The organism is Corallococcus terminator, from assembly GCF_003611635.1.
Classification (GTDB): domain Bacteria; phylum Myxococcota; class Myxococcia; order Myxococcales; family Myxococcaceae; genus Corallococcus; species Corallococcus terminator.
The window spans coordinates 1-15,694 of the sequence record NZ_RAVZ01000238.1; the positions used below are offsets into that span (position 1 = coordinate 1).

11 protein-coding genes and 1 pseudogene are annotated in these 15,694 nt (G+C 68.8%); 5 read left to right on the top strand and 7 right to left on the bottom strand.

From position 1 onward, the window contains the following. Positions 1-628: pseudogene (locus D7V88_RS28275) on the bottom strand (hypothetical protein); the annotation flags it as partial. Between the two features lie 327 nt (positions 629-955). Here D7V88_RS28275 and D7V88_RS28280 point away from each other — a divergent pair. Beyond that, positions 956-2,227 carry an MFS transporter gene (locus D7V88_RS28280; RefSeq protein WP_120543742.1) on the top strand — a complete coding sequence of 424 codons (1,272 nt, stop codon included), beginning with the start codon at positions 956-958 and terminating at the stop codon, positions 2,225-2,227. Positions 2,228-2,294: 67 nt separating this feature from the next. Here D7V88_RS28280 and D7V88_RS28285 read toward each other — a convergent pair whose 3' ends face one another. After that, positions 2,295-3,434, bottom strand: coding sequence for an outer membrane protein assembly factor BamB family protein (locus tag D7V88_RS28285; RefSeq protein WP_120543743.1), 1,140 nt, complete (start codon positions 3,432-3,434; stop codon positions 2,295-2,297). A 38-nt stretch (positions 3,435-3,472) separates the two neighbouring features. Here D7V88_RS28285 and add point away from each other — a divergent pair, with 38 nt between their 5' ends. Both add and D7V88_RS28295 read left to right on the top strand, forming a co-directional pair. Then, positions 3,473-4,636 (top strand): adenosine deaminase, encoded by a 1,164-nt coding sequence (gene add, locus D7V88_RS28290; RefSeq protein WP_120543744.1) that lies wholly within the window; start codon positions 3,473-3,475, stop codon positions 4,634-4,636. A 148-nt stretch (positions 4,637-4,784) separates the two neighbouring features. Beyond that, on the top strand, positions 4,785-5,243 hold the full coding sequence (locus D7V88_RS28295; protein ID WP_244238439.1) for a hypothetical protein: 459 nt from the start codon (positions 4,785-4,787) through the stop codon (positions 5,241-5,243). A gap of 109 nt (positions 5,244-5,352) precedes the next feature. Here the strand turns inward: D7V88_RS28295 and glgC are convergent, their stop codons facing one another. Next, positions 5,353-6,582: a glucose-1-phosphate adenylyltransferase gene (gene glgC / locus D7V88_RS28300; RefSeq protein WP_120543745.1), complete on the bottom strand. Its 1,230-nt coding sequence runs from the start codon at positions 6,580-6,582 to the stop codon at positions 5,353-5,355. A gap of 216 nt (positions 6,583-6,798) precedes the next feature. Between glgC and D7V88_RS28305 the strand changes: the two genes are divergently transcribed. Both D7V88_RS28305 and D7V88_RS28310 read left to right on the top strand, forming a co-directional pair. After that, the gene (locus tag D7V88_RS28305) at positions 6,799-7,680 is read left to right on the top strand and encodes a GGDEF domain-containing protein (protein WP_120543746.1); all 882 of its coding nucleotides are present in this window, start codon (positions 6,799-6,801) and stop codon (positions 7,678-7,680) included. 5 nt (positions 7,681-7,685) lie between these two features. Then, entirely contained in the window at positions 7,686-7,859 is a 174-nt protein-coding gene (locus tag D7V88_RS28310) for a hypothetical protein (RefSeq protein WP_208726519.1), read from the top strand. A gap of 42 nt (positions 7,860-7,901) precedes the next feature. On the opposite strand, the gene D7V88_RS28315 is transcribed toward D7V88_RS28310, so the two are convergent. The 4 genes from D7V88_RS28315 to D7V88_RS28330 are packed head-to-tail and all read right to left on the bottom strand — an operon-like array spanning position 7,902 to position 15,653. Next, positions 7,902-8,930, bottom strand: coding sequence for an NAD-dependent epimerase/dehydratase family protein (locus D7V88_RS28315; protein WP_120543747.1), 1,029 nt, complete (start codon positions 8,928-8,930; stop codon positions 7,902-7,904). Beyond that, positions 8,927-13,333 (bottom strand): AMP-binding protein, encoded by a 4,407-nt coding sequence (locus D7V88_RS28320; protein WP_120543748.1) that lies wholly within the window; start codon positions 13,331-13,333, stop codon positions 8,927-8,929. Before D7V88_RS28320 ends, D7V88_RS28315 begins: the two co-directional genes overlap by 4 nt. 17 nt (positions 13,334-13,350) lie before the next feature. After that, on the bottom strand, positions 13,351-14,961 hold the full coding sequence (larAH, locus tag D7V88_RS28325) for an NPN-dependent hydroxyacid isomerase, LarAH14/15/16 family (RefSeq protein ID WP_120543749.1): 1,611 nt from the start codon (positions 14,959-14,961) through the stop codon (positions 13,351-13,353). A 26-nt stretch (positions 14,962-14,987) separates the two neighbouring features. Beyond that, positions 14,988-15,653 carry an HAD family hydrolase gene (locus tag D7V88_RS28330; protein ID WP_120533186.1) on the bottom strand — a complete coding sequence of 222 codons (666 nt, stop codon included), beginning with the start codon at positions 15,651-15,653 and terminating at the stop codon, positions 14,988-14,990. Positions 15,654-15,694 lie beyond the last annotated feature (41 nt).

A 15,694-nucleotide genomic window follows, 5' to 3' on the forward strand; every position in this document is an offset into this window, starting at 1 on the left:
GCCCCTGCTGTCCCCCCGGGTGGTAGCCGTCCAGCGCGGCGTGCAGCCCCACCTGCAAGAAGCCCCCGTCCACGGGAGCGCTCGCCACCGGGACGGGCTCCGGTGGCGGAGGAGGAAGCTCCGCGGTCGCCGCCACGGGCGCGGGTGGCGGGGGCGCGACGATCTCGCCCAGGGGTTCCCCCGCGTCCACCGCGCGCAGCGCCGAACGCACCGCCAGCGCCAGCGCCTCCGCCCCGACGGACCACGTCAGCGTTTCGGGTGTGCCCTCCACGTGCGCGGTCCGCACGAACAGGTGCCCCGTCCGGGGCGCCGCCACGGACACGCGCACCTCCGCCCCGTCGCGCACGAACCAGAGCACCGCGCGAGCGTCCTGGCGCAAGGCCACCCGCTCCGCCTCGCGCCACGCTCCGTCGGGACTCGCCTCCAGCGGAGGACCTTCCTCCGCGCTCAGCACCACGGGCAGGTCGCTGCTCTGTCCCCGCACCCGCTCCAGGAGTGCGCGGTCCTCGGAGGACCCCACGCGCGCGACGGCCCGCCACGCCTCGGCCGCCCACGCGGGGCTCCCCAGGGCCAGCAACACCGCCAGCCCCACCACGCGCTGCCACACCCCGACCGCCCACTGGGACATGCAGTAAAACCTACCTTCCAGGGAATCCGTACGGAAGCACCTCCTCGTGCGGATTGTCCTGCACCCCCCGGCGGGGAGGCCGGGAAGGCCAGGGCCACCATCGCCTGGTCTCCTGGACCTGGAGGGTGTCCCATCGTTCCCGGGGTGGGGGAGTGCGGCCCCGCTGGCGAGGGATGTCTGTGTTTGAGGGAAGGCGAAAGCCATCACCCTGGACGTTGAGCCCTCCGAACGCATCGAGGACCTCGAGCCGAGGCTCCAGGCCTGGAGGCATGCGACGTTTCACCGGAGGCTTGCTCCGCGCCCGGTGAACGCCCTTAATCCCGCGCCATGACACGGCTGAAGGATTTGCGCTCGGTCCTGAACCTCACCGTCCTCGTGGCGGGGCTCGGGTACTTCGTCGACCTCTTCGACATCACGTTGTTCGGCGTGGTGCGCGTCGCTTCGCTGAAGGACCTGGGGCTCACCGACCCGGCGGACATCCTCCAGAAGGGCCTCTTCATCTACAACGCGCAGATGGCGGGGATGATGGTGGGCGGCCTCTTCTGGGGAATGCTCGGGGACCGGAAGGGCCGCCTGTCGGTGATGTTCGGCTCCATCCTCCTGTACTCGGCGGCGAACCTGGCCAACGCGTTCGCCTGGGACGTGACGAGCTACGCCGTCTGCCGCTTCTTCGGAGGCCTGGGGCTCGCGGGCGAGCTGGGCGCGGCCATCACCCTGGTCGCGGAGTCCCTGCCCAAGGAGAAGCGCGGCCTGGGCACCACCGTGGTCGCGACGCTGGGCATGCTGGGCATCGTCGTGGCGGCCCTCGTCGCCCAGCACCTGCACTGGAAGACGGCCTACGTGACGGGCGGCCTGATGGGCCTCGCGCTGCTCTTCACCCGCTTCAAGGTGTCCGAGTCCGCCCTCTTCACCCACAAGGCCGGCCCCGCGAAGGCGAACCCGCTGCTGCTCCTGCAAGGGGGGCGCTTCCTCAAGTACCTCTGCTGCATCGGGGTGGGCGTGCCCATCTACTTCACCACCGGCATCCTCTTCGTCTTCGCGCCGGAGCTGACGGCGGGCCTGAACGTCCAGGGCACGGTGACGGCGGGCAACGCCATCCTCTTCGGCAGCGTGGGCCTGACGCTGGGGGACCTCTTGTCCGGCCTGCTGAGCCAGTGGCTCCAGAGCCGCAAGCGCGCGGTGGGGCTGGGCCTGTGCGCGTGGTTCGCGCTGGTGCTGGTGTACGGCCTGGTGCCCGGGCTCACCCCCACGCTCATCTACTTCCTGAGCTTCCTCATCGGCCTGTGCGTGGGCTACTGGGCGGTGCTGGTGACGATGGCCGCGGAGCAGTTCGGCACCAACATCCGCGCCACCGTGGCGACGACGGTGCCCAACTTCGTGCGCGGCTCCGCGGTGCTCGCGGCCAGTGGCTTCGGGGTCCTCAAGGGCCACCTCACGGTGGGCCATGCGGCGCTCACCGTGGGCGCCGTCTGCTTCGGCCTCGCGCTGCTGTCCCTGTCGCGGCTGACGGAGACGTTCCACCGCGACCTGGACTTCGTGGAGTCGCCGGACGCGGCCCGCGCGGGCGCGGAGGATTCCCAGCCGGGCCCCGTGAGTTAGTCAGGCGCGAGAGGGTCGTAGGGCCGGCCCGTGCGCTGTCGGACCGAAGCGCGCGCGGCGGGGAGCATCACGTGGGCGGCGGCACGCGCAGCCGCCACGCGAGCACGCGGCCATCCAGGCCCAGCACGAACACCAGCGGACCGCGCACCACGGGCCGGGTGCGCAGCGACGTGTCCGCCCTCACCGTGAACGCGGGCGTCCAGCCCGGGGCCCGGAGCGCCACGAGCTGGCCCTCGCGCCCGGACGTGGGCACCAGCAGCAGGTCCTCCAGCCCCACCTGCACCCGCTCCAGCAGAGGCGATGGCAGCACCACCCGCGCCACCTCCCGCCCCTCGGAGGTGGACAGCCCCACCAGCGACGAGGGCCCGGCGCCCAGCCACAGCGCGCCCAGGGCCCGCGCGGGAGGTCCCGTCACCCCGTCCGCCAGCCGCTGCTCCCAGCGCGTGCTCCCATCCTTCACTGACAGGGCCAGCACCCGCCCGGCGCGCGTGGCGACGAAGACGGTGTCCCGCTCCGAATCCAGCCCCACCACGTCCGTCACCGGCAGGGACCAGCGCGGCGCCCCCGTTTCCGGCTCCAACGCCCACAGCCCGGACGCCCCGAGCGCCACCACCAGCACGCCCTCCACCAGCACCGGTGCGGGAGGCGCCCCACCCTCCATTGGGGCTCCAGGCACCGGAGGGACTCCCGGCACCGGACCGGGAACGGCGGACCCCGGGGGCTTCGGCGCCGGCCGCTTCCAGCGCACCTGCCCGGAGTCCGTCGCCAGGGCGCGCACCGCGCCGTCCGGCGCCACCAGGAACACCGAGCGGTGCGCCTCATCCACCACGGGCGGTGTCAGCACGGGGGGCTCGCCGCCCAGGCGCCAGCGCTCCTTGCCGTCCTCCAGCGCCAGACAGACGACGTCGCCCACCACGGTTCCGGCGATGACCGCGCTTCCCGCTTCCACGGGCGCCACCGCCACCTCGCGGCCCAGGGACACGCGCCACACGGGGCGTCCCTCCCGGTCCAGGCGCAGCACCGCGCCTGCCTCGTTGCCGAGCAGGACCCCGTCCGCCACCGCCGTGAGCCCCGTCCGGGACGACGCGTCACTGGAAAACTGGAACGCGGTGTCCACTGGCGCGCGCTGGCAGGCCATGACGGCCAGCGTCAGCGTCAACGTCAGGCGGGGCAACCAGGGCAGGCGTGGACAGGCGAGGGACGACATGGTTTGGGGGAGGATGACGCAAGCAAGGAACTTCGACCATGCCCTCGATTCGTGAAGACGAAACCCCCAATGCCACCGGCATCCCGTCGTCCGCCCGGCGCTCGGACATCATCCCGCCCCCGACGCTCGCGGTGACGGAGGAGCTGCTCCACGCGCTCCCCAAGACGGACCTGCATTGCCACCTGGACGGGTCCATGCGGCTCAAGACCATCCTGGAGCTGGCCGAACAGCAGAAGGTGAAGCTGCTCGCGGACACCGAGGACGGCCTCGCGAAGGCCATCCACATGGGCCAGGTCTGCAAGAGCCTGGAGGAGTACCTGGTCGCGTTCGACGTGACGCTCTCCGTCCTCCAGACGGCCGAGTCCCTCTACCGCGCCGCCTACGAGCTCGCCGTGGACGCCGCCGCGGAGAACGTCCGCTGGCTGGAGGTGCGCTACTCGCCCGCGCTGCACCTGCAGAAGGGCCTGAAGATGACCACGGTCATCGACTCCGTGCTGGAGGGCCTGAGGGCCGCCAAGCGTGAGACGGGCATCAAGTGCGCCGTCATCGTCTGCGGCATCCGCCACATCAACCCGCAGACGTCCATGCGGCTGGCGGAGCTCTCCGTCGCGTACAAGAACCGCGGCGTCGTCGGCTTCGACCTGGCGGGCGCGGAGGCCAGCTTCCCGGCCAAGGACCACCTGGACGCCTTCCGCCTCATCCTCAAGAACAACGTCAACTGCACCGCCCACGCGGGCGAGGCCTACGGCCCCGAGTCCGTCTCCCAGGCCATCCACTCCCTGGGCGCGCACCGCATCGGCCACGGCACCCGGCTGCGCGAGGACGGCGACCTGCTCAACTACGTCAACGACCACCGCATCCCCATGGAGGTCTGCCCGTCCTCCAACGTCCAGACGGGCGCGGTCCAGTCGCTGGAGTCCCACCCGCTCAAGTTCTATTTCGACTACGGCCTGCGGGTGACCATCAACACCGACAACCGCCTCATCACCGACACCACGGTGACCAAGGAGCTGTGGCTCGCCCACCGCGAGCTGGGCCTGTCGCTGGAGGACCTCACCACCATCATCGTCTCCGGCTTCAAGAGCGCCTTCCTGCCGTTCCGGGAGAAGCAGGACATGCTCCGCCAGGTGAACCAGGAGATCGCCACCACCCTGGCCGCCTTCGAGAAGCGCCCCGTCCAGGCCCTGCGTCAGCCGGCCTGAGCGCGGTCCCCACGCGCCGCCCGGCTTTGAAGGCTTCGGGTGGCGCGTGGTCGTTTGTCCTGGCGCGCGGTGCCCGTGCCCGGGTGGAATGCCCTCCGCATGGCGCGGGCACTTCCGCCGTCGCGCGTGTCACGCCTCGCGTGGAGGGATGATGGACGAGACCTACGGCACACCCCCGACGCCGGAACCCGGCCCTTCGCGCGCGAAGGCGGCCCAGGACCTGGCAGTCCCCTCCATCCTGATGCTGGTGATGGCCGGGCTCACGCTCCTGTACTCGCTGGTGAGCCTGGCGAGCCCCACGAACGCGGAGCAACTGGCGCCCTTCCTGGACAACCCGGACATCCCCCAGCAGTGGAAGGACATGATGCTGTGGATGCTGTCGCCCCTGGGCCGCATCCTGCTCACGGTGCCCGGGCTGGTGCTCAACGGCGTGGTGGCCTTCGGCGCCTGGAAGATGAAGAACCTCCAGAGCTACGGCTGGTCCATGGCCGCCGCCATCATCTGTTGCATCCCGTGCTGCGGCCCGTGCTCCTGTCTGTCGCTCATCCCGGGCATCTGGTCGCTCATCGTGCTCAACCGCCCCGACGTGAAGGCGGCCTTCGTCTAGCGCGGGCGTCCCACCGCTTCGGATGCACATCGGGCGCCCCGGGAGGAATTCCGGGACGCCCGTCGCGCGTCTTGGACTGGCTTCGTGGCCTTGAGGCCCGACCTGAAGGTCAGGTGACCTTCATCCCCTTGGGGATGACGACGACGCCACCGGAGGTGACGTGGAAGCGGCGCTTGTCCTCGGCCGGGTCGTAGCCAATGGTCATTCCGGGAGGAATCTCCACGTTCTTGTCGATGATGGCCCGCCGGATGCGGCTGCGGCGGCCGATGGTGACGTTCTCGAAGAGGATGGAGTCCTCCACCTCCGAATACGAATTCACCCGCACCTTGGGCGACAGCACCGAGCGGTGCACGCTGCCACCGGAGATGATGCACCCTTCGGCCACCAGCGAGTCCGTCGCCTTGCCCACGCGCTTGTTGTCCGCGTCCGCGAAGACGAACTTCGCCGGCGGATAGTTGTTGGGCTGCGTGTGGATGGGCCAGCGGTCGTTGTAGAGGTTGAAGATGGGGTCCACCTCCACCAGGTCCATGTTGGACTGGTAGTACACGTCGATGTTCCCCACGTCGCGCCAGTAGCCGCGCTCCTTGTCCTCCTGGCCGGACAGCGTGTTCTGGGCGAAGTCGTACACGTACACGGGCTCGTGCTTGTACAGCTCGCTGATGATGGACTTGCCGAAGTCGTGCGCGCTCTTCTCGTCCGCGGCGTCCCGCACCACCTCCTTCACCAGCGTGTCGGTGCTGAAGAGGTAGTTGCCCATGGACGCCAGGCACATCTTCGGGTTGCCCGGCATGGGCGGCGGGTCCTTGGGCTTCTCCAGGAACTGGAGCATCCGCCCGTCCGGCCCCACGTCGATGATGCCGAACTCGCGCCCCTGTTCGATGGGCACGGGGATGGCCGCCACGGTGCACGCGGCCTTCCGCTCGATGTGGAAGTCCAGCATCTTGCGGACGTCCATCCGGTACACGTGGTCCGCGCCGAACACGAAGATGTGGTCCGGCTCCTCGTCCGTGATGATGTTGAGGTTCTGGTAGATGGCGTCCGCGCTGCCCTTGTACCAATCCACGCCGGTGCGCATCTGCGCGGGCACCGCTTCCACGTAGTGGCCCAGGAACGCCGTCATGCGCCACGCGCGCGACAGGTGGTTGTTGAGCGAGTCGCTCTTGTACTGCGTCAGCACCTTCATCCGGTACACGCCGGAGTTGGCGAAGTTGGACAGGACGAAGTCGATGATGCGGTAGCGCCCGCCGAACGGGACCGCGGGCTTGGCCCGCTCACGCGTGAGCGGCTCCAGACGCGTGCCCGCGCCTCCCGCCAGGATCATGGCCAGCAGCTTTGACATAGGTGCCAGCCACGTTAGCCCCAGCCCGCCGTCCCACAATGCCCGTGCGGCTCCGGCGGTGCGTTCCGTTGAATGCCCAACCGCGCGCCCGGGAGGCGCCGGACCCGCCCCCTTTTCCTCCCGGTTTCAGAGGATGTAGGAGGAGGGGCGCAACCCGGTGGGTCCCCCTGCCTTGCGTGGCTTCCCTGGACGCCGCGTGCTAGGATGGGCGGCGCGATGTCTGGCGACCAAACCCGAGTCACCAAGATCTCCAGCCTCACCCCAGGACCCGAGCGCGGCACGGAGTGCTGCCTCGTGCAGATCCACGGACCGGAGCTGGGCAAGAAGTATGTCCTGGAAGAGGCCGGATTCATCATCGGTCGCGACCAGAACAACCACATCGTGGTGGACCTGGACAACGTGTCCCGCCGCCACGCTCGCATCTGGGGTCGCCAGGGGAAGATGTTCGTGGAGGACCTCCAGTCCACCAACGGCACCTACCTGAACGACAAGGAGGTGCTCCAGGCCCAGCCCCTGCGCAGCGGGGATCTGGTGAAGGTGGGCGGCTCCATCTTCAAGTTCCTCGATGGCGACAACATCGAGACCCAGTACCACGAGACCATCTACACGCTGACCATCGCGGACGGTCTCACCGGCATCAACAACAAGCGCTATTTCCTGGAGTACCTGGAGCGGGAGATGGGCCGCTCGCACCGGTACCAGCGCACGCTGTCGATGTTCATGTTCGACATCGACCACTTCAAGCAGATCAACGACGTGCACGGCCACCTGGCCGGAGACTACGTCCTGCGCGAACTGGCCCAGTCCATCAAACGGCTGGTGCGCCGCGAGCAGTGCTTCGCGCGCTACGGCGGCGAGGAGTTCGCCGTCGTGATGCCGGAGGACGGGCCGGACAAGGCGCGCGTCTTCGCGGAGAAGATCCGCAAGCTGGTGGAGGACAAGGTCTTCACCTTCGAGGACAAGGTCATCCCCGTCACCATCTCCCTGGGTGTGGCGGAAGTGGCCCCGGAGATGTCGGAGCCCACCCAGTTCATCAAGGTGGCGGACATGAACCTCTACAAGGCCAAGAAGACGGGCCGCAACCGCGTGGTGGGCTGAAGCGCATGGCGTCCGAAGCGGGTGGTCCGTCCTTCCTGGCGCGGCTCCTCTTCGTGCTCGTGGGCATCGCCTTCTTCGGCGCCGCCTGGGTCTGGTACCGCAAGGACACCGACCCGCGCGCCGCCCGGCTGGTGGAGCGGGTGAGCGGAAAGCAGCACGGCGCGGCGTCCGCCCCGTAAGGGGAGACACCGCGCCGCTTCACTCCCGGAAGTCGGAAGGCTTCAGGTGCCTTCGCGCGTCTCGGCCAGCCGGCCGCGGGTGCCGGGCAGGCTGTCCGGCGGCATCTTCCCGTAGACGTACTGCACGGTGTCCAGCAGCGTCTCGTGGACGTCGCGGGCCTTGAAGCCCAGCTCGCGCTCGGCCTTGGCGGGCTCCAGGTAGAACCAGTGCTCGCCAATCTCGACCTCTTGCGGGTCGATCTTCGCCACGGTGCCACGCACCTTGGCCCACTGCTCCAGCAGCTTGCCGCCCCAGATGTTGAGCTCGCGGGGCAGCTTCATGCGCGGCGCGGGCACGCCGGTGAGGCGCTGGAGCCGGTCGAAGAAGTCCACCATGGACATGTTCACGCCCATCAGGTGGCGGCCGTACACCTCGCCCCGGGTGAGCGCCTGGACGAAGGCGTCCGCCGCGTCGCGCGCGTCCACGAAGGACATGCCGCCGCCGGGCATGGACGGAATCTCCCGGTTGAGGAATTTCACCACCGTCCAGGTAGAGGACAGGCGGTCATCCCCGGGTCCCATCAACAGGCTGGGGTTCATGACGACGAGGGGGATGGCGTGCTTGCGGCAGTACTCCAGCGCCAGCTTCTCCTCGTAGATTTTCGACAGGTAGTAGGGCCAGTTGGCGACGGTGGTGATGGGGTAGTCGTCGTCCTCCGTGCCCACGCGCTCCTCCTTCGACACCGCGATGGTGCCGGAGGTGGAGCCCAGGATGACGCGCTTCACGCCCGCTTCGCGCACGTCGCGCAGGAACTCGCGCGTGCAGTCCACGTGCAGCTCGTACATCCGCCGCGCGTCCTTGTTCTGGAAGGAGACGAGTCCCGCCAGGTGGTAGACGGCGTCCACGCCCACGAGCGCGCGGCGCACCGCGTCCCGGTCCTTCAGGTCGCCCTGGAGGACTTCCGTCTTGTCGAATGCGGGGCCGGACGGCTTCGAGCGCGCGATGAGGCGCACGTCGTGGCCCGCGGCCGTAAGCCTGGGCACCAGGTGCGTGCCCAGAAACCCCGTGCCTCCAGTGACGAGCAGCTTCACGAGTCCTTCCCTCCCGTCAGGGTGCGGGCCGGCGGGGTGAAGACGCGGTCCGCGCCCACCTGCTCCAGGTCCAGCACCTTGCCCGCGCGCAGCGTGCGCACCGCTTCCTCCGCGATGTGCGTCACGTAGCGGTAACCCTCCGAGCGCGACATGCCCTGCGCCCGGGCCTTCAGCGACGCGTGCTCCAGCGCCGGGCCCACGTGCACCTCCAGCTCCTTCGTCTTCGGGAACATGGAGCCCTTGGGCAGCGCCTCGTAGGCGCCGTGGATGTAGAGCGGCAGCACGTCCACCCCGTAGGTGAGCGACAGGTAGCCCAGCGTCGGCTTGAACTCCATCAGCTCTCCGGTGGTGGAGCGCGTGCCCTCCGGGAAGATGAGGACGTTGAAGCCCTGCCGGAGCGCTTCACCCGCCACCCGCAGCGACTCCCGCAGCGAACCCTGCCGGTCAATGGGGATGAGGTGCGTGAAGTTCTCGAACCACGCGCGCTTGAGCGGCGTGTCGAAGAAGTAGTCGCGCGCGGCCAGCGACACCATGCGGTCGCCCTGCTCGCCCAGCACCACGCGCACCAGCCCCGCGTCCAGGTGGCTGGCGTGGTTGGCGATGACGAGGAAGTTGCGGTTCTGCGGGATGAACGTCTTGCCCGTCACCTTCACGTCGAAGACGCCGCCGTAGAGCACCTTCTGCCCGAAGGACAGGAGCTGCCGTCCCACCGCGGACACGGCCTCCGGAACGGGAATCTCCTGGGCCTCCGCGCGCTCGTTCTCCTTGAGGATGTCGCGCGCCCGCGTCTCCTGCGAGGGCCGGCGGCCGGACACCACCACCAGCTTGCGCAGGTCCTCCACCGTCTGCACCTGCGTCAGGTCTTCAATCGCGGGCAGGGGCACGCCCGCGCCCTCCAGCGCCACGGACATCTCCGTGAGCATCAGCGAGTCGAAGCCCAAATCGCCAATGAGCTGCGCGTCCGGACGCACGTCCGACACCGGGCGGTGGCACACCTCCGCGACCAGCGGGTAGAGCCAGTCCGCCACGCCGCCCGTGGGCGTCGCCTGCGCCTTCTCCTTCACGCGCCCCGCGCTGGCCGCGACGCGGTCCAGCCGCTGCAACTCCTCCACCACGCGCTTGCGCTTCACCTTGCGCGTGGACGTCTTGGGCAGCTCGCCGTCCCAGAAGCGCACCGTCTTCACTCGCCGGTAGAAGGGCATGCCCGCGCTCACCTTGCGGAAGTGCTCCTCCAACTCGTGGCGCACCTCCTCGCGCGGACGGTCCTTGAAGTCCGGCACGCAGAGGCAGGCCACCTTCTCGCCGCCGGACTCGTCCGGCAGGCCGACGATGGACAGCTCCTTCACGTGCGGGTGCTCCTGGTACAGCTCCTCCAGCTCGTCCGGGTAGACGTTCTTGCCGTTGGCGTCGACGATGACGTCCTTGGCGCGGCCCATCAGGTACAGCCGGCCCTCGTCGTCCATGCGGCCCAGGTCGCCCGTGTGCAGCCAGCCGTCCTTGACCACGGCCTCGGTGGCCTCGCGGTCGCCGAAGTAGCCGGCCATCACGTTGGGGCCCTTGGCCAGCACCTCGCCGATGCCGTCGTTGTCCGGCGTGAGGATGCGGAACTCGATGCCCGGCAGCGCCTTGCCCACCGAACCCCGGATGCGCTTGTTGGTGGCCTCCGACACCGCCAGCACCGGCGCGGCCTCCGTCAGGCCGTAGCCCTCGCGCATGGTGAAGCCCAGCTCGTGGAAGGCCTGGTGCACTTCGTCCGACAGCGCGGAGCCACCCGACACCAGCACCTTCACCCGGCCGCCGAACTTGCGGTGCACGGGCCAGAACAAGAGCTTGCCCAGGTTGAGCGAGCTGCGGTTTCTCAGCTCCCCGTTGGCCGCCATCAGCGCCTTGAGCGCCTGCTCCACCACCGGCGGACGCGCGGCCATCTCCTGCGTGATTTTGCGGTGCAGGAGCTGCCACAGCGCGGGCACGCCAATCATCGCGGTGACGCGGCCCGTCTCGAACACGTCGCCCAGCCGGTCCGACGTGAGCTCGTCGATGTACGTGATTTCCGCGCCACGGGAGAACGGCGTGAGGAAGCCGGCGGAGAATTCGAACGTGTGGTGCAGCGGCAGCACGGACAGCACGCCGTCGCCCACGCCCACGCTGAACGCGCCCGCGAGCTTCGCGACCAGCGACGTGAAGTTGCGGTGCGTGAGCATCACGCCCTTGGGCGTGCCGGTGGTGCCGGAGGTGAAGATGACGCTGGCCACGTCGTCGGGGGCCGCCGTCTTCTTCACCGGCCCGATGCGGTCCGGGTACGCCGGGTCGCCCGTCATCGCCTCCGCGAGGCTCGCCACGCCGACGCCTTCACCCAGCGCGGTGAAGAGGCCCGGGAAGTCCTCCGCGGCCTGTTCGGAGATGAGGCACTGCTTGGCCGCCGCGCGCTTCGCGATGTTGACGACTTCGGCTTCCGTGAGGGCGGGATCCACCGGCACGACGGTGGCGCCCGCGCGCAGGATGCCGAAGTAGCTGATGGCCCACTCCGGCCGGTTCTCCGACACCAGCAGCACGCGGTCGCCGCGCTGGATGCCCGCGGCCATGAGGTAGCTGCCCACGCGCGCGGCGTAGCGGTGCACCTCGCCGAAGGTGAAGCGCTCTTCCTTCTCGCCCGCGGCCATGCGGAAGGCCACCCGGTGACGCCACGCGTGCACGGTGGACTCGAACAGCTCCAGCAGGTCGCGCGACGCGGGGATGGCGGTGCGCTTCTCGCGCTCCTCGTCCAGGCCCGGGAACACCCACTTCTCCAGGCCGGGCAGGTGCGTGCCCAGGAAGTACTCGCGCCAGTCGATGCGCTCCGGCGCCCAGTCGATCTTCGCGCGGTCCGCCGGCACCATGCGCTCGTAGACGGAGCGCGTGTTGTCACAGCGGAAGACGTAGCGGTTCTCCCAGAGGAAGGGGAGGAACAGCTCGATGAGGCCAGACAGGCTGCCGGCCTGCGACTCCACCTCGTCCAGCGCGGTGACGGCCTTGTCCACCATCGCCTGGATGCGCGGCGCACCCCAGGCGGGCCGCACCTCGCCCAGCGTCTTGCGCAACAGCTTCGCGCCCTTGAGCAGCATGGGCGCGCTGAGCAACTGGAACTCCTGCTTGCTCACCGGCTGCGGCTCGATGCGCGAGCGCAGCGAGTTCATCAGCGAGTTGCCCGTCTCACGGTTGCGGTAGAAGCGGCGGCGGTACAGGCCCACCAGCTCCACGGAGCGGCTGGCGAGGAACGGGTTCACGTCGCCGGAGGCCAGGTTGTAGACGCGGCGCTCCTCCACCTGGATGGCGTGCGCGGTGATGCCCAGCGTGGCGCCCGCCACCTGATCCACCGGGATGATGTCCAGGATGGCGTGGTCGCCAGCGGGGATGCCGCGCTGACCCTTGATGCCCGCGTACGCCAGCGGCGCGGACGTGGTGAAGCCCTCGTTCCAGCCGGGGAACGGGAAGTGCGCCGCGCTCTCCACGATGGAGGGCCGCACGATGGAGTAGCGAAGCCCCGGCGTACCGGCCATCACCTGTTCGCCCAGGTGCTTGGTGTACGTGTACGTGTTGGGCCAGCCCCAGTGCAGCGCGCGCTCCATGCCCGCGCGCACCAATTCACCGGACAGCCACAGCTTGCGCTCACGGCCCACGGCCAGCCGCAGCGTCTTCTCATCCGTGGCGTCGCGGCCTTCCTCCTCCAGCCGGTCCAGCGCCTTCTGCCGGAAGATGGACGTGAGGGCCTTGTCGTCCGCCTGGTCGCGCAGGCGGGCCACGGTCTTCTCCGCGTCCACCAGCTCCTGCTCCAGGCTGAAGTCGCGCCCGTCCATCTCCTCCATCTTCGGGAAGTAGCCCGCCACCTGCTCGTCCTCGAAGACGAGCCCGCTGCGGTTGCCCGCGACGAAGGCGGTGGACATGTGGATGAGCGGCACCTTCCAGCGCAGCGCCAGCTCCACCGCGTTCTTCACGCCGTGGGTGTTGACGTTGAGGCCCACCTCCAGCGACGGGTTGAAGGACACGAGCCCCGCGCAGTTGACGATGGCGTGCACCTGCCCCGTCATCTTCGCGACGTCCGCTTCCTCCAGGCCGACCCAGGGGTCGGTGATGTCGCCGTCCAGGACGGTGCACTTGTCGCGCAGGTACTGCATCGCGCCGTCGTCGCCCAGGCGGTCGCGCAGCGGCTGGAAGGGCTCGCTGGGCGCCACCTTGTCGAAGAAGCGGCGCTCCGCGGACGCGGCGCTGCCCTTGCGCACGACGACGTAGACCCGGTCCAGCACGTCGCCGTAGTGGAAGAGCAACATCGACAGCGTCACCTTGCCCACGAAGCCGGTGGTGCCGACGAAGACAATCCGCTTGCCGGTGAAGACCTCGGTGACGTTCAGCTCGGAGGGCGTGGCCATGTCCGTGTGCGACCCTTTCACTTCACGTCCACCATCACCGTGGGCGCGATGCGCAGCAGGCTGATGGACGCCGAGCGCCCCATGAAGCCGCGCGCTTCTTCAATCGCCTCGGAGAGGGTGTCGGTGCGATCCCAGCCGAGCAGCGCCGGAACGTGGTTGTTCTCCGCGCCCGCGACAATCACCTTGCCCACGTGCTGACGGCCGTTCTCGCCCCAGTACCACATGTAGAAGGGGTGCACGCCGTGGTAGGCGTTGCCCTTCCGGTACAGGTGCACGTAGCTGGGGTTCTCCGCGAACTCCTTCTCGTACTTGTGCTCCAGCTTCATGGAGTCGCGCGTCTCCGGCAGCAGCCGGTGGAAGAACTCGATGTAGCTGGGGTGCTGCACCGGATCGAACTCGTCGTAGGCCGGGTGCAGGAGGATGAGCACGCCACCCTTCTTCACCAGCGGCACGCCCCGGTTGAGGTTGTAGAAGTAGCCCAGGCCCATCACCTGCACGAGCAGGGGGTTGAGCACGGAGTTGACGCTGTAGGGGCTGACGAACGGGATGGGGAAGATGACGATGTCGCTCTGTCCCTCCACCGGCACCACGTACTGCTTCCAGCTCTGCTCCAGCGTCTTCTGGTGCGTGGGCTCCGTCGCCCCCGCGAACACGCCCGTCACGTCGTAGGGCGCGGGGATGGCGTTGAGCACCTTGCGCGCGGCGGCGCGGGGCAGCTTGGACAGCGTGAAGCGCAGGGCCTGGAACTTCAGCCGGTCCGCCTCCGTGTAGTCCTCTTCCTTCTTCGCGAGGAAGTCCGTGGGCGCGCCGAACATGCGGTTGTTCAGCGTGGTCTCGATGTGGAAGACCTTGAGGTTCTGGTCGATGACCGTCCCGATGCGCGTGTTCTTCGTGTACAGCGCGCTCGCCTTCGGCTCCATGTAGCTGTCGGAGTCGCGGATGGTCTTCGGGTTGTGGTGGTGCCGGAGCGACGCGTAGTTCGTCACGCCCGTGCCCATGGACTTGTGCCCGCCATTCATGGGCACGAAGTTGATGTTCACGTAGACGATGAGGTCGCTCTCCGCGACGCGCCGGTTCACCGCCACCACTTCGTTGTGGCTGGTGCGCTCCAGCTCCGTGATGCCGTCCGGGTCTTCCGCGTCGTGGTTGTAGTACCGGTCCGGGTAGTAGGCGTCGTAGATCTTCTCGCCCACCATGCGCTTCATCTCGCCTTCGGTCATCCGGCGGTGCAGCGCGTTGGCGATGACCAGGTGCACGTCGTCCACGCCGGAGTCCGCGCACAGCTCCAGCACGACCTCCAGGATGGACTGGCGCACGTCGGGCGTGACCATGGGCGGCAAGGGCACGCTGATGTCGTCGATGACGCACGTCAGCCGCATGCCGGGGCGCAGGAGCGCGTGCAGCGGATCCATGCCCTCCGGGTGGTTGATGGCCCAGCGGATGGCGGCCTTCACGTTGGGCACGCCCTCCAGCGGGGGGCGGGGGAAGATGACCCGGGTGCCCACGGGCAGATCTTCCTGCAGGAAGCCTTCACCGTAGAAGAGCGCCCGGGGAGGGCTGCCCTTCTCCGTGATGACCACCTGGCTTTCCTCGTCGTACAGCTTCTGGAGCGTCTTGAGCGGGCGCATGGGCTTGGGCCGGGGGAAGAGGGGGGTTACTTCAAGTCCAGGATGGGCCAGTTGTAGGCGCGCGCGAGCGAGCGCAGCCGCAGGTCCGGGTTCACCGCGGTGGGGCGCCCCACGACGGCGAGCATGGCGTAGTCGGAGGCGCTGTCCGAATAGCCGTGGCACTGGTTGAGGGCCAGGCCCTCTTTCTCGCAGTAGGCGCGGATGGCGTTGGCCTTGTTGGCGCCTTCGATGATGGGCGGAATCACCTTGCCCGTCGCCTTGCCGCCCACGAACTGCATCTTGTTGGCGATGACGTCGTCGCAGCCCAGGTGCCGGGCCAGCGGGCGCATGGTGAAGTCCAGGGCCCCGGTGACGAGCACGATGCGGCAGCCGGCACGACGCGCCTCGTCGATGAGGTCCTGCGTCTGCTCGTAGAGCGCGGGCTTGAGGACGTCCTCGAACATGTCCTCGGCGATGGTGACGAGCCGGTCCTCGCTGAGCCCCGAGTAATAGCGGTAGAAGAACTCGTTGAAGGCCTTGCGGTTGACGGCATCCAGGATGCCGAACACCGGCAGCCCCAGGGCGGTCCCCAGGGTGCGGCCCGCGATGCCCCGGAGCGAACCCCGGTTCATGGCGTAGTAGGCATAGACGTGGACGATGTTCGTCCGGACCAGCGTCCCGTCGACGTCGAAGAAGGCGGCTTTGGCGGGCACTTTGGGGGGCATGGGCGGTCGGGCTTCCTCCCATCCTGGAG

Excerpts from the sequence above, each read along its gene's own strand:
- D7V88_RS28320 (WP_120543748.1), bottom strand. The coding sequence starts at position 13,333 with ATGGCCACGCCCTCCGAGCTGAACGTCACCGAGGTCTTCACCGGCAAG.
- D7V88_RS28305 (WP_120543746.1), top strand. The coding sequence starts at position 6,799 with ATGTCTGGCGACCAAACCCGAGTCACCAAGATCTCCAGCCTCACCCCA.
- D7V88_RS28310 (WP_208726519.1), top strand. The coding sequence starts at position 7,686 with ATGGCGTCCGAAGCGGGTGGTCCGTCCTTCCTGGCGCGGCTCCTCTTC.
- D7V88_RS28285 (WP_120543743.1), bottom strand. The coding sequence starts at position 3,434 with ATGTCGTCCCTCGCCTGTCCACGCCTGCCCTGGTTGCCCCGCCTGACG.
- D7V88_RS28295 (WP_244238439.1), top strand. The coding sequence starts at position 4,785 with ATGATGGACGAGACCTACGGCACACCCCCGACGCCGGAACCCGGCCCT.
- D7V88_RS28280 (WP_120543742.1), top strand. The coding sequence starts at position 956 with ATGACACGGCTGAAGGATTTGCGCTCGGTCCTGAACCTCACCGTCCTC.
- add (WP_120543744.1), top strand. The coding sequence starts at position 3,473 with ATGCCCTCGATTCGTGAAGACGAAACCCCCAATGCCACCGGCATCCCG.
- glgC (WP_120543745.1), bottom strand. The coding sequence starts at position 6,582 with ATGTCAAAGCTGCTGGCCATGATCCTGGCGGGAGGCGCGGGCACGCGT.
- larAH (WP_120543749.1), bottom strand. The coding sequence starts at position 14,961 with ATGCGCCCGCTCAAGACGCTCCAGAAGCTGTACGACGAGGAAAGCCAG.